At 61.7% G+C, this 15,334-nt stretch carries 14 protein-coding genes, 1 tRNA gene and 1 riboswitch; of the genes, 4 read left to right on the top strand and 11 right to left on the bottom strand.

The window, feature by feature from the left end; translation table 11 throughout:
* The first annotated feature begins 106 nt into the window (after window positions 1-106).
* A complete protein-coding gene (locus tag V8P77_RS33990) occupies window positions 107-385 on the top strand; it encodes a hypothetical protein (RefSeq protein WP_003545212.1) in 279 nt (92 codons plus the stop codon).
* A gap of 27 nt (window positions 386-412) precedes the next feature.
* Here V8P77_RS33990 and V8P77_RS33985 read toward each other — a convergent pair.
* Window positions 413-486, bottom strand: a tRNA-Gly gene (locus V8P77_RS33985).
* Between the two features lie 59 nt (window positions 487-545).
* Window positions 546-1,640 (bottom strand): 2'-deoxycytidine 5'-triphosphate deaminase, encoded by a 1,095-nt coding sequence (locus tag V8P77_RS33980; RefSeq protein ID WP_018493651.1) that lies wholly within the window; start codon window positions 1,638-1,640, stop codon window positions 546-548.
* Between the two features lie 73 nt (window positions 1,641-1,713).
* A riboswitch (SAM riboswitch) is annotated at window positions 1,714-1,792 on the top strand.
* Window positions 1,793-1,834: 42 nt separating this feature from the next.
* On the opposite strand from V8P77_RS33980, the gene V8P77_RS33975 reads away from it, so the two are divergent.
* Entirely contained in the window at window positions 1,835-3,019 is a 1,185-nt protein-coding gene (locus V8P77_RS33975; RefSeq protein ID WP_335916687.1) for an O-succinylhomoserine sulfhydrylase, read from the top strand.
* 262 nt (window positions 3,020-3,281) lie between these two features.
* A complete protein-coding gene (gene apaG / locus V8P77_RS33970) occupies window positions 3,282-3,674 on the top strand; it encodes a Co2+/Mg2+ efflux facilitator ApaG/CorD (RefSeq protein ID WP_335916698.1) in 393 nt (130 codons plus the stop codon).
* Window positions 3,675-3,936: 262 nt separating this feature from the next.
* Here the strand turns inward: apaG and V8P77_RS33965 are convergent, their stop codons facing one another.
* From V8P77_RS33965 to V8P77_RS33955, 3 genes are all read right to left on the bottom strand, one after another.
* On the bottom strand, window positions 3,937-4,929 hold the full coding sequence (locus tag V8P77_RS33965) for an Hsp33 family molecular chaperone (protein WP_335916686.1): 993 nt from the start codon (window positions 4,927-4,929) through the stop codon (window positions 3,937-3,939).
* Between the two features lie 91 nt (window positions 4,930-5,020).
* Window positions 5,021-5,935 (bottom strand): ornithine carbamoyltransferase, encoded by a 915-nt coding sequence (gene argF / locus V8P77_RS33960; RefSeq protein WP_011650338.1) that lies wholly within the window; start codon window positions 5,933-5,935, stop codon window positions 5,021-5,023.
* A 42-nt stretch (window positions 5,936-5,977) separates the two neighbouring features.
* The gene (locus V8P77_RS33955) at window positions 5,978-7,177 is read right to left on the bottom strand and encodes an aspartate aminotransferase family protein (RefSeq protein ID WP_335916685.1); all 1,200 of its coding nucleotides are present in this window, start codon (window positions 7,175-7,177) and stop codon (window positions 5,978-5,980) included.
* Between the two features lie 420 nt (window positions 7,178-7,597).
* Between V8P77_RS33955 and V8P77_RS33950 the strand changes: the two genes are divergently transcribed.
* Window positions 7,598-8,131, top strand: coding sequence for a GcrA family cell cycle regulator (locus V8P77_RS33950; RefSeq protein ID WP_025393034.1), 534 nt, complete (start codon window positions 7,598-7,600; stop codon window positions 8,129-8,131).
* A 303-nt stretch (window positions 8,132-8,434) separates the two neighbouring features.
* On the opposite strand, the gene phoB is transcribed toward V8P77_RS33950, so the two are convergent.
* The 6 genes from phoB to V8P77_RS33920 form a co-directional block, all read right to left on the bottom strand.
* Window positions 8,435-9,118 carry a phosphate regulon transcriptional regulator PhoB gene (phoB, locus tag V8P77_RS33945; protein WP_010068798.1) on the bottom strand — a complete coding sequence of 228 codons (684 nt, stop codon included), beginning with the start codon at window positions 9,116-9,118 and terminating at the stop codon, window positions 8,435-8,437.
* A gap of 134 nt (window positions 9,119-9,252) precedes the next feature.
* Window positions 9,253-9,966 carry a phosphate signaling complex protein PhoU gene (gene phoU / locus V8P77_RS33940; RefSeq protein WP_027666264.1) on the bottom strand — a complete coding sequence of 238 codons (714 nt, stop codon included), beginning with the start codon at window positions 9,964-9,966 and terminating at the stop codon, window positions 9,253-9,255.
* Between the two features lie 44 nt (window positions 9,967-10,010).
* A complete protein-coding gene (gene pstB / locus V8P77_RS33935) occupies window positions 10,011-10,826 on the bottom strand; it encodes a phosphate ABC transporter ATP-binding protein PstB (RefSeq protein ID WP_027666263.1) in 816 nt (271 codons plus the stop codon).
* Between the two features lie 15 nt (window positions 10,827-10,841).
* Window positions 10,842-12,164, bottom strand: coding sequence for a phosphate ABC transporter permease PstA (gene pstA / locus V8P77_RS33930; RefSeq protein WP_335916684.1), 1,323 nt, complete (start codon window positions 12,162-12,164; stop codon window positions 10,842-10,844).
* On the bottom strand, window positions 12,161-13,642 hold the full coding sequence (pstC, locus tag V8P77_RS33925; protein WP_335916683.1) for a phosphate ABC transporter permease subunit PstC: 1,482 nt from the start codon (window positions 13,640-13,642) through the stop codon (window positions 12,161-12,163). Before pstC ends, pstA begins: the two co-directional genes overlap by 4 nt.
* 163 nt (window positions 13,643-13,805) lie before the next feature.
* On the bottom strand, window positions 13,806-14,840 hold the full coding sequence (locus V8P77_RS33920) for a substrate-binding domain-containing protein (protein WP_335916682.1): 1,035 nt from the start codon (window positions 14,838-14,840) through the stop codon (window positions 13,806-13,808).
* Between the last annotated feature and the right edge of the window lie 494 nt (window positions 14,841-15,334).

Raw genomic sequence — 15,334 nt, 5'->3', positions numbered from 1 at the left:
CGGGGATGCTTCCCGAAGGATTGAGGCGCATCATGGGCATCCGTGTCGTGAACTCTATCCGGGGAGGCGTAGAGTGATATTATCCACGGCATAGGGAGGGATGGACATGAAAGCTGCAATCATCGGCCTCGTCGGCACGCTCGTCCTGGCGGGATGCAACACCGTCAGCTACAGCGGCCCGGGCCTCGAACCCATCCCCGGAAGCATCACCTATAGCGGCCAGCCGCGCACCAAACTCACCAAATCACCCCCCGGCTCCGCTTTCCCGCATGATTTCATCGACCAGTACGGCCGGCAGGTCGAGGAAACCTACATCATCCAGCCCGACCGGAGCCTGATCATCGCGCATCGGCAATACAAGCCGATCCGGTTTTTTGGGGATTAGGTTTATCAGGCATGGTTTGCTGGGAGCTGGAGCGGGTGAAGGGAATCGAACCCTCGTATTTAGCTTGGGAAGCTGCTGCTCTACCATTGAGCTACACCCGCGATGAAGCGAGATTTCCAACAGATGGGGGCCGCTGTCAAGTCGCGGCCGCCGGGAAGCCTCAGATGCGGAAGTGTTTCGAGAGCTTCAGGCCCTGGGCCTGGTAGTTGGAGCCGAGGCCGGAGCCGTAGAGGCTGGCGGGCTTTTCCTGCATGTGTTCGTAGACGAGGCGGCCGACGATCTGGCCGTCTTCGAGGATGAAGGGCACTTCGTGGCTGCGGACTTCGAGCACGGCGCGGCTGCCGCGCCCGCCGGCAGGCGCATGGCCGAAGCCCGGATCGAAGAAGCCGGCATAGTGGACGCGGAATTCGCCGACCAGCGGATCGAAGGGGGTCATCTCGGCGGCATAATCCGGCGGCACATGCACTGCCTCGCGCGAGACGAGGATATAGAACTCGTCGGGATCGAGGATCAGCTCGTTGCGGCCGCGGCTGTGGAGCGGCTCCCAGAAATCGAAGAGGTCGTGCTCGGCCTTCTTGTCGACGTCGACGACGGCAGTGTGATGTTTGCCGCGATAACCGATCAGGCCGTCCTTGTCTCCGGCCAAGTCGATCGACAGGGCAATGCCGCCGCCGGAAACATTCGGCAGCTTGCTGGCGACCAGCGTCTCGCTTTCATGCAGCTTCAACAGTTCCGGCTCGCCGAGCAGGGCCTGGCCGACGCGGAAACGGATCTGCGACAGGCGCGAGCCGCGGCGCACGACGATGGGGAAGGTGCGCGGGCTGATTTCGAGATAGAGCGGGCCGGAATAGCCTGCGGGGATCTTGTCGAATTCCTGGGCGTAATCGGTGATGACGCGGGTGAAGATATCAAGGCGCCCGGTCGAGCTCTTCGGATTGGCCGAGGCCGACATGTCGGCCGGCAGCGCTAAGCTCTCCATCAGCGGCACGATGTAGACGCAGCCGGTTTCGAGCACCGCGCCTTCGGAGAGGTCGATCACATGCAGGCTCAGCCGGTCGAGCTTGTCGGACACCAGATGCGAGGGGCCTGGCATGAAGCTGGCGCGCACGCGAAAAGCCTTGCCGCCCAAGCGCAGGTCCAGGCTTGCCGGCTGGATCTGGTCGCGGTCCAGCTCTCGTTCGGAGATCAGACGCCCCGTTTCGAACAGCGCGGAGATCGCGCGATCCGCCAGAATTCCCGTTTCGCGAGCCATCATGCCTCATCCATCATTTGCCGCCGACAAAACCAAAATCGGGGAATTGACGCAAGCAGCTAACAGCAGTATTGCAGAATTATCCCGTGGTGATTTGGCCGGTCGGCTTGCAGCCACGTTAAACAAGTGGCTAAAAAGACCGGGTTGAAACCGGTCTGCTTTTGCGACCGGTTTTTTTGTTATGTGAAGGTGATGGCATGAGCAAGACCTGGCGCCCGGCAACCCAACTCGTCCACGGTGGCACGCTGCGTTCGCAATATGGCGAGACGTCCGAGGCAATCTATCTCACCCAAGGGTTCGTCTATGAGACGTCGGAGGCGGCCGAAGCCCGCTTCAAGGGCGAGACGGAGGGCTTCATCTACGCCCGCTACGGCAGCCCCACCAACGACATGTTCGAAAAGCGCATGTGCATGCTCGAAGGCGCCGAAGACGCCCGCGCCACCGCTTCCGGCATGGCCGCCGTCACCGCGGCGATCCTCTGCCAGCTCAAGGCAGGCGATCATATCGTCGCCGCGCGCGCCCTCTTCGGTTCCTGCCGGTGGGTCGTCGAGACGCTGGCGCCGAAATACGGCATCGACTGCACGCTTATCGACGGCCGGGATCTGGCCAACTGGGAAAAGGCGATCACGCCAAAGACCAAGGTGTTTTTCCTGGAAAGCCCGACCAACCCGACGCTCGAAGTGATTGATATTGCAGGCGTCGCCAAGCTCGCCAACCAGATCGGCGCCAAGGTCGTCGTCGACAACGTCTTCGCCACACCGCTCTTCCAGAAGCCTTTGGAGCTCGGCGCCCATATCGTTGTCTATTCCGCCACCAAGCATATCGACGGCCAGGGCCGCTGCCTCGGCGGCGTCGTGCTTTCCGACAAGGAATGGATCGACGAGAACCTGCACGACTATTTCCGCCATACCGGCCCGGCCATGTCGCCGTTCAACGCCTGGACGCTGTTGAAGGGCATCGAGACGCTGCCGCTGCGCGTGCGCCAGCAGACCGAAAATGCGGCAAAGATCGCCGATTTCCTGGCCGAGCAAGGCAAGGTCGCCAAGGTGATTTATCCGGGCCGCAAGGACCATCCGCAGGCCGATATCATCGCCAAGCAGATGACCGGCGGCTCGACGCTGGTCGCCTTCGAGCTGAAGGGCGGCAAGGATGCGGCCTTTGCGCTGCAGAACGCGCTTGAGATCATCAAGATCTCCAACAATCTGGGCGACAGCAAGAGCCTGATCACCCATCCGGCGACAACGACGCACAAGAACCTGACGGATGAGGCGCGCGCCGAACTCGGCATTTCTCCGGGCACGGTCCGCCTTTCGGCCGGCATCGAGGATACCGACGACCTGATCGAGGATTTCGCGAAGGCGCTTGTCAAGGTTTCGGCCTGATCGACAGTCATAAACGGCCGGACCCCACCCGGGTTCGGCCGGATCTCACCAAGGTGAGACCGTGCCGGACCTCACTGGGTGAGGCCGGGGGAACAAGTTTGCCCGCCGCGGCGTTCCGCAACGGAATTAACACTGACAATTAGGCTTAACGATCGAAAACCCTGCGGATCGCAGCCATTTCAGCGATGATTATTGTTCCGTTTCTTGACGGACAGGGCCTCTTATAAGATACGGGTAACATATCTTGACTAAGGTGCAAGGCATGTATCGCGCCCTCACAAGAGAGATCGAAGTCGTCGTCGAGCCGTTCTATCTGGAGGAGCAATCCGATCCGGAAGACGACCGCTATGTCTGGGGTTACCGGATTGTCATCAGCAACAATTCCCACATAGCCGTTCGGCTGGTCAACCGTTACTGGAACATCACCGACCAGAACGGCCAGGTGGACGAGGTGACCGGCCCCGGCGTCGTCGGCGAACAGCCGCGGCTCAGCCCCGGCGACACCTACGAATATTCCTCCGGCTGCCCGCTCGACACGCCCTCAGGGCTGATGTTCGGCCATTATCAGATGGAAACGGACGACGGCGAGATGTTCGATGTCGACATCCCCGCCTTCTCGCTGGATTCGCCTGGGCTGCTGCGCGTGCTGAACTGAGGCGCATCAATTGAGACGTCATTTTCCGTCAGCGCCACGTTCCTGAGATCTTCGACGCCCGGCTCCTGGGAGATTGCCGAGGCCTGCCCCTCATCCGCCTGCCGGCACCTTCTCCCCGCTCTTGCGGGGCGAAGGGGACGTGTCGCGAGCTCTCCGTTCCCCACCAACCTTTCGTAGGGCACGTCCCCTCGCCCCGTTTTTACGGGGAGAGGGTTAGGGTGAGGGGCAGCCACTCGCGCGAACCGGACAGCAGTGGTGTCAACTATTCAGCCGGCTGAAGCTCGGCCGGCTCAAACCGGTAGGTGGTCGAGCAGAATTCGCAGGTGACGGCGATTTCGCCGTTTTCCTGGCTGGCCTCGATCTCCTCGGCCGAAAAGCCCTTGAGCACGCCCTTGATCTTGTCGCGCGAGCAGCTGCAGCGATCGAAGACGGCGCGCGGTTCGTAGACGCGCACGCCGCGCTCGTGGAACAGGCGGAACAGCAGCCGCTCGGTTCCAACCAGCGGATCGGTGAGTTCATCGGCGTCGATGGTCTCGACCAGCGAACGCGCTTCGAGCCAGGCGTCGTCGTCGCCATGCGGGCGGCTGCCGGTGTCGCCGTCGCCGCCGTGGAGATCCGGCTGGCGCATGCGCTCCGGCGCTTCCGGAAGGAACTGGGCGACGAGGCCGCCTGCCCGCCAGCGATGGCGCGGCTTGCCCGCATCGTCACGGTCGAAGAGTTCGGCCGCGGCAAGGCGGACACGCGTCGGGATCTGCTCCGACTGGCGGAAATAGACCCCGGCAATTTCTTCCAGCGTGGTGCCGTCGAGCGGAACGATGCCCTGGTAGGGCTGGCTGAACTTGCCCTGGTCGATGGTGAAGGCGAGAATGCCCTTGCCGAGCAGTTGCTCCGGCTCGGTTTCACCCGCCTCGACGGCCTTGTTGAGCAGCGCCTGATCGAAACGGGCATAGGCGCGGACATTTTCCGGCGTCGAGAAATCGGCGACGAGAAGATCGACCGGGCCGTCGCCCTTGGTCTGCACGGTGAACTTGCCGTCGAACTTCAGCGAGGTGCCGAGCAGCACCGTCAGCACGACGACTTCGGCAAGCAGCCGGGCAACGGGTGCTGGATAATGATGGCGCTCTAGGATCGCATCGAGCATCGGGCCGAGCTGGACGGCGCGACCACGCACATCCAGCCCCTCCACCTGGAAAGGGACGACATGGTCATCGCCGGCGAAATCGAACTGGCCGAGGGCGGCTGCAGCTTCTGCCATGGCTTTTCACTCCTGGTTTTCCGAGCGATGGGCCAGCGTGCCCTTCGCTCGCGCGGTCGCGAGTTTGTGACTCGCGACGTCCGATTATGGTTCAGATCGCGCCCAGGCACCAAGCAAGAATCGACTTCTGCGCATGAAGGCGGTTTTCCGCCTCATCGAAGACTACGGATTGCGGACCGTCGATCACATCATCCGTCACTTCCTCACCGCGGTGGGCGGGCAGGCAATGCATGAACAATGCATCATTGCCGGCTTTGGCCATCAAGGCCGCGTTGACCTGATAAGGCTGGAAGACATTGTGACCCCGGGCCCGATGTTCCTGATTCATGGAGACCCAGGTATCGGTCACCACACAATCGACGCCGGCGACCGCACGGTCGGCATCATGGCAAAGCATGATTTCGGCGCCCTCATTGCGGGCCCAGTTCAGATAGTGATCCTTGGGCTCCGAGCCAAGGGGCACGGCCATGTTCATGCGATAGCCGAAACGCGCGGCACCCTCGACCAGCGAATGCAGCACATTATTGCCATCGCCGGTCCATGCGATGGTCTTGCCCTTGATCGGGCCGCGATGCTCTTCGAAGGTCATGATATCGGCCATGATCTGGCAGGGATGGGTGTCATCCGTCAACGCATTGATCACAGGTACGGTCGCATGCTGGGCAAGCTCCAACAGCCTGGAATGCTCGGTGGTGCGGATCATGATCGCATCGACATAGCGCGACAGCACCTTGGCGGTGTCGCCGATCGTCTCGGCGCGGCCAAGCTGCATCTCGGTGCCGGACAGGAACAGCGTTTCGCCGCCGAGCTGGCGCATGCCGACGTCGAAGGAGACACGGGTGCGCGTCGACGGCTTCTCGAAGATCATCGCCAGCATCTTGCCGGCGAGCGGCTTGTCGCCCGTGCCGGCCTTGAAGGCCTGTTTGCGGGCGAGCGCATCGTTCATGATGGTTCTGAGATCGGCTGACGTGACCGCCGAGAGATCGAGGAAATGTTTAGGGCTCATATCGTCTTCTTACCTGTGCTGCGCCCGAAGGCGGCAATCTCTTCAAGCCGTCTTCTTGACCTTGGAAGCGCGGATGCTCTCGGCGGCGCGCTCGACGCGGGCAAGGCCCTCGCGGGCTTCCTCGGCGGTGACCACGAGCGGCGGAAGAAGGCGGATGACGTTGTCGCCGGCGGGCACGCCGAGCAGATGGGCGGCGCGGATCGCCTGCAGCAGTTCGGCTGAGGGAACGGCAGCCTTGATGCCGAGCAACAGCCCCTCGCCGCGCACATCTTCGATCACATCGGGATAACGATCCTTCAGCGAGGCGAGGCCCTGGCGGAAGACAAGTGCTACGTCGCGCACCTGCTGGAGGAAGCCATCGGCAAGGATGATGTCGAGCACGGCGCTGCCGACGGCCATGGCAAGCGGATTGCCGCCATAGGTCGAGCCATGCGTGCCAGCCTTCATGCCGGAGGCGGCTTCGGCGGTGGCAAGGCAGGCGCCGAGCGGGAACCCGCCGCCGATGCCCTTGGCGACAGCCATGATGTCGGGGGTGATGCCCGACCATTCATGGGCGAAGAGCTTGCCGGTGCGGCCGACGCCGGTCTGGACCTCGTCTAGGATCAACAGCAGACCGTTGTCGTCGCAGAGCTGGCGAAGCGCCTTCATGAACTCGGTGGTGGCAGGACGGACACCGCCCTCGCCCTGCACCGGCTCGATGAGGATGGCGGCCGTGGCCTCGGTGATCGCGGCGCGGACCGCTTCGATATCGCCGAAAGCCACCTGATCGAAACCCGGCGCCTTGGGGCCGAAGCCTTCGAGATATTTTTCCTGGCCGCCGGCGGCGATCGTCGCCAGCGTCCGCCCATGGAAGGCGCCTTCGAAGGTGATGATATGAAAGCGCTCGGGATGGCCCTTGGAAAACTGATAGCGGCGCGCCGTCTTGATCGCGCATTCGAGCGCCTCGGCGCCTGAATTGGTGAAGAACACCTTGTCGGCGAAGGTGGCATCCGTCAGCCGTTTTGCCAGGCGCTCCTGGCCGGGGATCTCATAGATGTTCGACAGGTGCCAGACCTTGTCGGCCTGCTCCTTCAGTGCGCCCACAACATGCGGATTGCTGTGGCCGACGGAGGTGACGGCGACGCCGGCGCCAAAATCGAGATATCGCTCGCCGCTTTCGGTGATCAGCCACACGCCCTCGCCTCGCTCGAACCGCAGCGGGGCACGAGAATAGGTGTCATAAAGCGGCGCGGCTTCAGCCATGGCGCGATCTCCATCAAAGTTGGCGGGCAATGACTCCGGCTAAGGAAACCAGGCCCGAAAAATTAAAAATGCCGCCTTGCGGCGGCGAGTGGCACTATTTCCCTTTCGCGCTGCAATGTCAACAAAACGGCGCCCTTAGCGTATGCAGCACAGGTGTACAGCGGCATTTTCAGTCTTCAACAGGCATTATTGCAGAAATGACACGCAGGGGCAGCAAGTTGGGGAAAACTACGAATTCGATTCATCCGGATTCATGCGACTCTTGTCACGGAGTCAGCCTCACACTAGGTTAAAGATCAATTACTAGACTGCATGCGGCGGAACTAGTCACCAAAATTGATCAAGCGTTTCTTGTTTCGGAGCTCCCGGGACAACGGTGAGGGATTCTGCCATCACCAACGCAAAAGGTGGAGACAGGGCATGAACTGGACAGACGAGCGGGTCGAGAAACTCAAGAAGCTTTGGGCCGAAGGACTGAGCGCCAGCCAGATCGCGGCACAGCTTGGTGGCGTCAGCAGAAACGCGGTCATCGGCAAAGTGCACCGGCTGTGCCTTCCCGGCCGCGCCAAGGCCGGCGGCACCAATACCGCGGCGCGAACGCCGAAGCGCAACACATCGGCGCCGCGCGCGCCGAACTATGCCTCTCGCATCACGACCCGCACCGTTACCCGCCAGCAGGGCGCGACGATGCTGAAGGAAGAGATCGAGATCGAAACGATCGAGGAAATGGAATACGTGCCGCGAGGCAATGTGGTGGTGCCGATTTCGCGTCGCCTCGGCCTGACGGAACTGACCGAGCGTACCTGCAAGTGGCCGGTCGGCGATCCGCTGAAGGATGACTTCCACTTCTGCGGCTGCGAGTCCCCAGACAATTCGCCTTATTGCGGCTATCACCAAAAGCTTGCCTACCAGCCGGTCAACGAACGCCGCAGGGCGGCAGCGCGGGCGAGCTGAACGCGGGCAACCATCGTTAGAATGCAGAAAACGGGCCGATTGGCCCGTTTTTTCATGCGCGGATGGGATGGCTGCCCCTCACCCTAACCCTCTCCCCGTAAACGGGGCGAGGGGACGTGCCCTGCAAGAGGTTGTGGGGAACGGAGAGGTCGCGGCATATCCCCTTCGCCCCGCAAGCGGGGAGAAGGTGGCGGCAGCCGGATGAGGGGCAGTCCATCGCCGCGAACCGGACAGTAGCGGGATAAGCCCGAGCATGACGAAAGAGGCGTCAGCCGGCTTTGTCAGCAACCAGAACGAAAGCCCTCAGGCTTCCATCGAGTAACCGGCGCCGCGGACGGTGCGGATGACGTCCTGCATGTTGGAAAAATTCAGCGCCTTGCGCAGGCGGCCGACATGGACGTCGACGGTGCGCTCGTCGACATAGATGTCGTGGCCCCAGACGCCGTCCAGAAGCTGCGAGCGGGAGAAGACCCGGCCCGGCGACGACATCAGGAATTCCAGCAGGCGGAATTCGGTGGGGCCGAGGCGGACTTCGCGGCTCTTGCGATGGACGCGATGGGTTTCGCGGTCGAGCTCGATATCGCCGCATTTCAGCACCGTGGACAGCACCTCGGGACGGGCGCGGCGCAGCATCGCCTTGACGCGGGCAACGAGTTCGGGGGTCGAGAAGGGCTTGACGACATAATCGTCGGCACCCGTCGACAATCCGCGGACGCGTTCGCTCTCCTCGCCGCGCGCCGTCAGCATGATGATCGGCAGGCGCTCGGTTTCCGGCCGCATGCGCAGGCGCCGGCAGAGCTCGATGCCGGAGACGCCCGGCAGCATCCAATCGAGGATGAGAAGATCGGGCGTGCGCTCTTGAAGCCTCATTTCGGCTTCGTCGCCACGAAGGATGGTATCGACCTCGAAGCCTTCCGCTTCGAGATTGTAGCGAAGAAGCACGCTGAGGGCTTCCTCGTCTTCAACAACTGCAACTCTCGGGATCATGCGTGTCGGTCTCCTCGCGCATCATCCTTAAATCAGGGGTGATTTAAGCAATTCATCCTGCGCAGATTCAGAAATTGGCTGCGACCTCTTTGCGCGCCCCGGACGGGCGCGCACGCAACTAATTGTGCGGGCGGTTATTCCGTGACCGCGCCGACGGTGTTGGCGCTGTCATCCTTCGGACGATCGCCTTCCGGCTGTGCGCCTGTCGTCATGTAAAAGATCGTCTCGGCGATGTTGGTCGCATGGTCGCCGATGCGCTCTATATTCTTGGCGCAGAAGAGAAGATGCGTGCAGCTGGTGATGTTGCGCGGATCCTCCATCATATAGGTCAGGAGTTCGCGGAACAGCGAGGTGTACATCGCGTCGATCTCGTTGTCGCGTTCACGGATCGCATTCGCCTTGTCGGCTGAACGATTGGTGTAGACATCGAGCACTTCCTTGAGCTGGACGAGCGCCAGCTCGGACAGATGCTCGAGGCCGCGGGCGAGCTTGCGGGGGACGCCGGTGCTTTGGACGGCGATGACGCGCTTGGCGGTGTTCTTGCCGAGGTCGCCGACGCGTTCGAGATCGGCGGCGATGCGGATCGAACCCATGATTTCACGCAGATCCGAGGCCATCGGCTGACGGCGGGCGATCGTGACGATCGCCTTGTCGCCGATTTCGCGTTCGGCGTGATCGAGGATCACATCGTCCGAGATGACCTTCTGCGCCAATGCGGTATCGCCGTTGACGAGCGCCCGGACGGATTCACTGACCATCTGTTCGGCCAGGCCGCCCATTTCGGAAATCCGCCTGGACAAGAACTTCAGATCATCATCATAGGCAGAAAAAATATGTGTCGATGCCATGGGGCTTTATCCTCGAATAACGGGAAGGCTTGGTGTCGCCAAAATCAACCGAAGCGACCCATGATGTAGTCCTGAGTGCGCGGATCGTCGGGATTGGTGAACATCTTGTCGGTGTCGTTCTCCTCGACGAGATTGCCGAGGTGGAACATGGCGGTGCGCTGCGAGACACGCGCGGCCTGCTGCATGGAGTGGGTGACGATGACGATCGTGTAGTTCTCGCGCAGCTCGTGGATCAGTTCCTCGACCTTGGCGGTGGCGATCGGGTCGAGCGCCGAGCAGGGCTCGTCCATCAGGATGACTTCAGGGCTGACGGCGACGGCACGCGCAATGCAGAGGCGCTGCTGCTGGCCGCCCGACAGGCCGGTGCCGGATTCGTGCACGCGGTCCTTGACCTCGTTCCAGAGGCCGGCGCGCTGCAGGCTGGTTTCGACGATCTGGTCGAGATCGGCCTTCGACTTGGCAAGGCCATGGATGCGCGGGCCGTAGGAGACGTTTTCATAGATCGTCTTCGGGAACGGGTTCGGCTTCTGGAAGACCATGCCGACGCGGGCGCGAAGTTCGACGACGTCGATATCGGGATCATAGACATCGTCGGTATCAAGCGTGATCTTGCCGGTGACGCGGCAGCCGTCGATCGTATCGTTCATACGGTTGAGGCACCGCAGGAAGGTCGACTTGCCGCAGCCGGACGGGCCGATCAGGGCGGTTACGGTGTTTTCGCGGACGTTCAGGTTCACATCGAAAAGCGCGCGCTTTTCGCCGTAGTAAACCGAGACATCCTTTCCGATCATCTTATAGGGGACGTTGCTCATCTTGCGATCCAGCGCCTTTTCAACTGCAGCTTCCGTCAACATGTTCATGATGTTTAACTCCGTTTACCAGCGGCGCTCGAAGCGACGACGCAAGAGGATGGCGCCCATGTTCATGACGATCAGGAACAGGAGCAGGACGATGATGGCACCCGAAGTACGCTCAACGAAGGCACGTTCGGCCTCGTTGGCCCACATATAGACCTGTACGGGTAGAGCCGTCGAGGGATCGAGCGGTGTCGCCGGCGCATTGGCGACGAAGGCGACCATGCCGATCAGGAGCAGCGGCGCGGTTTCGCCGAGCGCGTGCGCCAGGCCGATGATCGTGCCGGTCAGGATGCCGGGCATGGCGAGCGGCAGCACATGGTGGAACACCATCTGCATCTTCGAGGCGCCAAGGCCGAGCGCTGCGGCGCGGATCGACGGCGGCACGGCGCGCAGTGCCGCGCGCGTCGCGATGATGATCGTCGGCAGGGTCATCAGCGTCAGCACCAGGCCGCCGACCAGCGAGGCCGAGCGCGGCAGGCCGATGAAGTTGATGAAGACGGAAAGACCGAGCAGACCGTAAACGATGGAAGGGACCGCGGCGAGGTTGTTGATGTTGACCTCGATCAGGTCCGTCAGCTTGTTCTTCGGCGCGAACTCCTCGAGATAGATCGAGGCGGCGACGCCGATCGGCAGAGCGAGCACGAGCACGATCAGCATCAGGTAGAGCGAGCCGATCAGGGCGACGCCAAGGCCTGCGGCCTCCGGACGGCTGGAATTGCCGTTGACGAAGAGGCCGGTGTTGAACTGCTTGTGGAGCGCGCCGCTCGCCTTCAGCTCGTTCATCCAGCCGACCTGCTTGTCGTTGACCTTGCGGTTCTTCTCATCGACCGCGAGGTCGATCTGGGCCTTGTTGGCGCTGTCGACATTGGCGTCGGCGAGAACCGTGACATTGACCGTCTTGCCGATGATCGACGGATCGGCGAGCACCATATCGCGCAGCTGGATCGGCGCACTCTTCGACAGCATGGCGGTTGCATCGCGCACGTCGGGACGGCTCGAGGCATTGATGTTCAGCTGCTTGACGATCGCGTCACGCAGGAGAACCGGATAGTTGGCGGCGATCAGCACCGAAGGGTCGGTCGCGCGCTTATTGTCGGGGTCGATCGTCTTCTCGACGAATTCGATCGGCAGGGTGATCGCCGTCTGCTGGAAGGCGGTATAACCTTTGCCGATCACCGTCCACAGCAGGATGAAGAGGAAGACGAGACCGAAGGTGATGGCGGCGATGCCATAGGCCTGGAACCGGCGCTCGGCGGCATAGCGGCGCTTGATGCCGATATCGCGGCGGGCTGGCGCCTTGGAAACGGTGACGCCTGATGTGGGAGAAACAATATCCGTCATTCGTACTGCTCCCGGTATTTGCGCACGATGTAAAGCGCATAGATATTGAGGCAAAGCGTGATGCAAAACAGGGTGATGCCAAGGGCAAAGGCAACCAGCGTCTGCGGCGAGGTGAACTCAAGGTCGCCGGTCAGCTGGTTGACGATCTTGACCGTCACCGTCGTCATCGGCTCGAAGGGGTTGATCTGGATGCGGGCGGCCACGCCGGCGGCCAGCACGACGATCATGGTTTCGCCGACGGCGCGCGAGGCAGTCATCAGCAATGCGCCGACGATGCCGGGAAGGGCTGCGGGAAGGACCACCTTCTTGATGGTTTCGGAGCGCGTGGCGCCGAGACCGAGCGAACCGTCACGCAGTGACCGCGGCACGGCGGTGATGATATCGTCCGACAGCGAGGACACGTAAGGGATCAGCATGATGCCCATGACGATACCCGCCGTCAAAACGCTCTGCGCCTGAATGAAATTGCTGTAGTTGCCGGACAGAAGGCCGCTGACCTGGGCGGAGAAATCGCGCAGGAACGGGCCGACGGTCACAAGCGCGAAGAAGCCGTAGACGATCGTCGGAATGCCGGCGAGCACTTCCAGCAGCGGCTTGGCGACCGAGCGCACCCTCATCGAGGCGTATTCGGCCATGTAGATGGCGGCAAAGAGGCCGACCGGCACGGCGACCAGCATGGCGACCAGGCCGATATAGATCGTGCCGAGCAGCAGCGGGATCAGGCCGAACTGACCGAAGGATGAGCTGCCAGCGCCGGCAAAGCGCGGATCCCAAACGGTGCCGAAGAAGAAGTCCATGGCGGGAACGGCCGCAAAGAAGCGGGCGGCTTCCGACAGCATGGAGAGCACGATGCCGATCGTCGTCAGAATGGCAATCGAGGAGGCGAGCAGCAGGCCCCAGAGTATGACGCGCTCGACCCGGTTGCGGGCGCGGAAGCGCGGAGCGATGGAGCGCAGCGCATAGAAGGCGCCGGCGCCGGCGAGCGCGAAGACGATCGCCGTCATGGCGATGCGGCTCGTCATGCTCATGGCGTTGAGCGTCCTGGCGGCGTCGATCATGTAAGGCAGCGGCTGGCCGGCAAGCGGCACGCCCTTTTCGAGGAGCTTGGCCTGAAGCGCAGCCGGATCGTTGCCGACCGCCGCAGTTTCATCCGAGGTCAGCATCGTCAGGCCGCGGGCGACCGTCGCCACCGTCGAATAGCCAAGATCCTGCTCGACCGAGACTTGAGCCTTGATGTCGTCAGGGAAAGCGCTGCGAACCGAAGACTGGATGATGCCGGGGCTGATGGAGAGCCAGAGGCCAAGGACGATGAGGGCGGGAAGAACTGCCCAGATCGCCGCATAGGCGCCGTAATAGGCCGGTCGTGAATGCAGTGAGGAGGATCTGCCTCCGGCAAGCGCCGTGGCACGGTTGCGCGCGACCAGATAGGCGGCGACTCCGATCACCACAAGGCACAAAAGTATGATGGATGTGCTCATTCGTTACGTCCCCAGGCCCATAGCCCCAAAAAGCCCGGCAGCTTCGTCAACTGCCTTCAGCTTCCAATCATGGAGAAGGAATTCAACCCTGCAGCGGACATGCCGGCGCAGGGACATAAGCAATGCCGGCGCGGGCTGAAAGGCACCGCGCCGGCAAAAGTCATTACATAGCCTTACCGGCTTCGACTTCCTTGCGGATCGCTTCGCGCTCGGCATCCGGAGCGGCAACGAGGCCGTATTCGACGAGCGGGCTGTCAGGGCCGATCATCTGGTCGGATACGAAGAAGTTGACGTATTCCTTCAGGCCCGGAACGGCGCCGAGATGTGCCTTCTTGACGTAGAAGAACAGCGGGCGGGAAACCGGGTAGGTGCCGTTAGCGATCGTTTCGGTGGACGGAACGATACCGCTCATGCTCGCAACCTTGAGCTTGTCGGCGTTGTTTTCATAGAAGGAAAGGCCGAATACGCCGACGCCGGTCTTGTTGGCGGCGATGCGTGCGAGGGTTTCCGGATAGTCGCCGTCGATGTCAACGGCGACGCCGTCCTTGCGGACTGCGACGCAAGCCTTGCCCTGGGCAGCCTTGTCGGCGATTTCCTTGGCGATGACGTCGGTTGCGCCAGAGGCCTTGCAGCCGGCAGCGAGAACGTTCTGTTCGAAGACTTCGCGGGTGCCGTGCTTTTCGCCCGGAATGTAGGCAGCAATATCAACAGCCGGAAGCTTCGGGTTGACTTCCGACCACTTCTTGTAGGGGTTGGCGACGAGCTTGCCGTCGACGACGACCTGGGCTGCGAGGGCCTTGTAGATATCGGCAGGAACGTAAGCGAGATCAGGGTTGGAAGCGTCGGTTGCGAAGACGATGCCGTCATAACCGATCTTGACTTCCTGGATGTCGGTTACGCCGGCAGCCTTGCAGGCTTCCAGTTCGTTCTTGTTGATCGGACGCGATGAATTCGCAATATCGATGGTGTCTTCGCCAACGCCCTTGCAGAATTCCTTCAGACCAGCGCCCGAGCCGCCGGATTCGACGACCGGCGTCTTGAAGTTGGTGAAGGTTTCGCCGAAGGACTCGGCAACGATCTTTGCGTAAGGCAGGACGGTGGACGAACCAGCGACCTGAATCTGGTCGCGGGCGACGGCAGCGCCAGCGAAAGCAGCAGTTGCAGCGAGCGCGGCAACGGTGAGCTTAAAGGTGTTCATTTGAATCTCCCGGCATTTGGGCTTGTGTGAGTGCGGCCTTAGAGAGGCCCTCGCAGTGCCTTTTTTCATCGGCGGGACTCTCTTAGCTCTTGAAGCCTCGTCCTTTTATGTCAAATCGATGAAACATTTGTGACAATATAAGTTATTGATTTAGAATGTGATATTTTAAGTCTACCGATCAATCATGTCGAGCGACCAGCAAAGTTTGGTGGTCAATCCACCTCGCGTTGTAAAAACCGGCGGCATATCGGCGACAGTAGGTGAGGCGACGGTTCTTTGCTTGCGTCCTTTCATCAAGGTCGTTCCGCATGGTTTGCCCCTCATCCGCCTGCCGGCACCTTCTCCCCGTAAACGGGGCGAAGGGGACATGCCGCAACGTCTCCGTTCCCACCTCGCTCTCGCATGGCACGTCCCCTCGCCCCGTTTTACGGGGAGAGGGTTAGGGTGAGGGGCACGTCCCACGGCAAACCATCGCTAGTCACGCGCAGCCGGAG

Origin of the sequence: Rhizobium aouanii (assembly GCF_037002925.1) — a bacterium.
Taxonomy (GTDB): domain Bacteria; phylum Pseudomonadota; class Alphaproteobacteria; order Rhizobiales; family Rhizobiaceae; genus Rhizobium; species Rhizobium aouanii.
This window is presented reverse-complemented; position numbering and strand designations above follow the sequence as displayed.

Coding starts and splice junctions, on each gene's coding strand:
- V8P77_RS33965 (WP_335916686.1), bottom strand. CDS start 4,929: ATGGCAGAAGCTGCAGCCGCCCTCGGCCAGTTCGATTTCGCCGGCGAT.
- V8P77_RS33950 (WP_025393034.1), top strand. CDS start 7,598: ATGAACTGGACAGACGAGCGGGTCGAGAAACTCAAGAAGCTTTGGGCC.
- V8P77_RS33990 (WP_003545212.1), top strand. CDS start 107: ATGAAAGCTGCAATCATCGGCCTCGTCGGCACGCTCGTCCTGGCGGGA.
- V8P77_RS33975 (WP_335916687.1), top strand. CDS start 1,835: ATGAGCAAGACCTGGCGCCCGGCAACCCAACTCGTCCACGGTGGCACG.
- phoB (WP_010068798.1), bottom strand. CDS start 9,118: ATGATCCCGAGAGTTGCAGTTGTTGAAGACGAGGAAGCCCTCAGCGTG.
- pstB (WP_027666263.1), bottom strand. CDS start 10,826: ATGAACATGTTGACGGAAGCTGCAGTTGAAAAGGCGCTGGATCGCAAG.
- pstA (WP_335916684.1), bottom strand. CDS start 12,164: ATGACGGATATTGTTTCTCCCACATCAGGCGTCACCGTTTCCAAGGCG.
- V8P77_RS33920 (WP_335916682.1), bottom strand. CDS start 14,840: ATGAACACCTTTAAGCTCACCGTTGCCGCGCTCGCTGCAACTGCTGCT.
- argF (WP_011650338.1), bottom strand. CDS start 5,935: ATGAGCCCTAAACATTTCCTCGATCTCTCGGCGGTCACGTCAGCCGAT.
- phoU (WP_027666264.1), bottom strand. CDS start 9,966: ATGGCATCGACACATATTTTTTCTGCCTATGATGATGATCTGAAGTTC.
- V8P77_RS33980 (WP_018493651.1), bottom strand. CDS start 1,640: ATGATGGCTCGCGAAACGGGAATTCTGGCGGATCGCGCGATCTCCGCG.
- V8P77_RS33955 (WP_335916685.1), bottom strand. CDS start 7,177: ATGGCTGAAGCCGCGCCGCTTTATGACACCTATTCTCGTGCCCCGCTG.
- apaG (WP_335916698.1), top strand. CDS start 3,282: ATGTATCGCGCCCTCACAAGAGAGATCGAAGTCGTCGTCGAGCCGTTC.
- pstC (WP_335916683.1), bottom strand. CDS start 13,642: ATGAGCACATCCATCATACTTTTGTGCCTTGTGGTGATCGGAGTCGCC.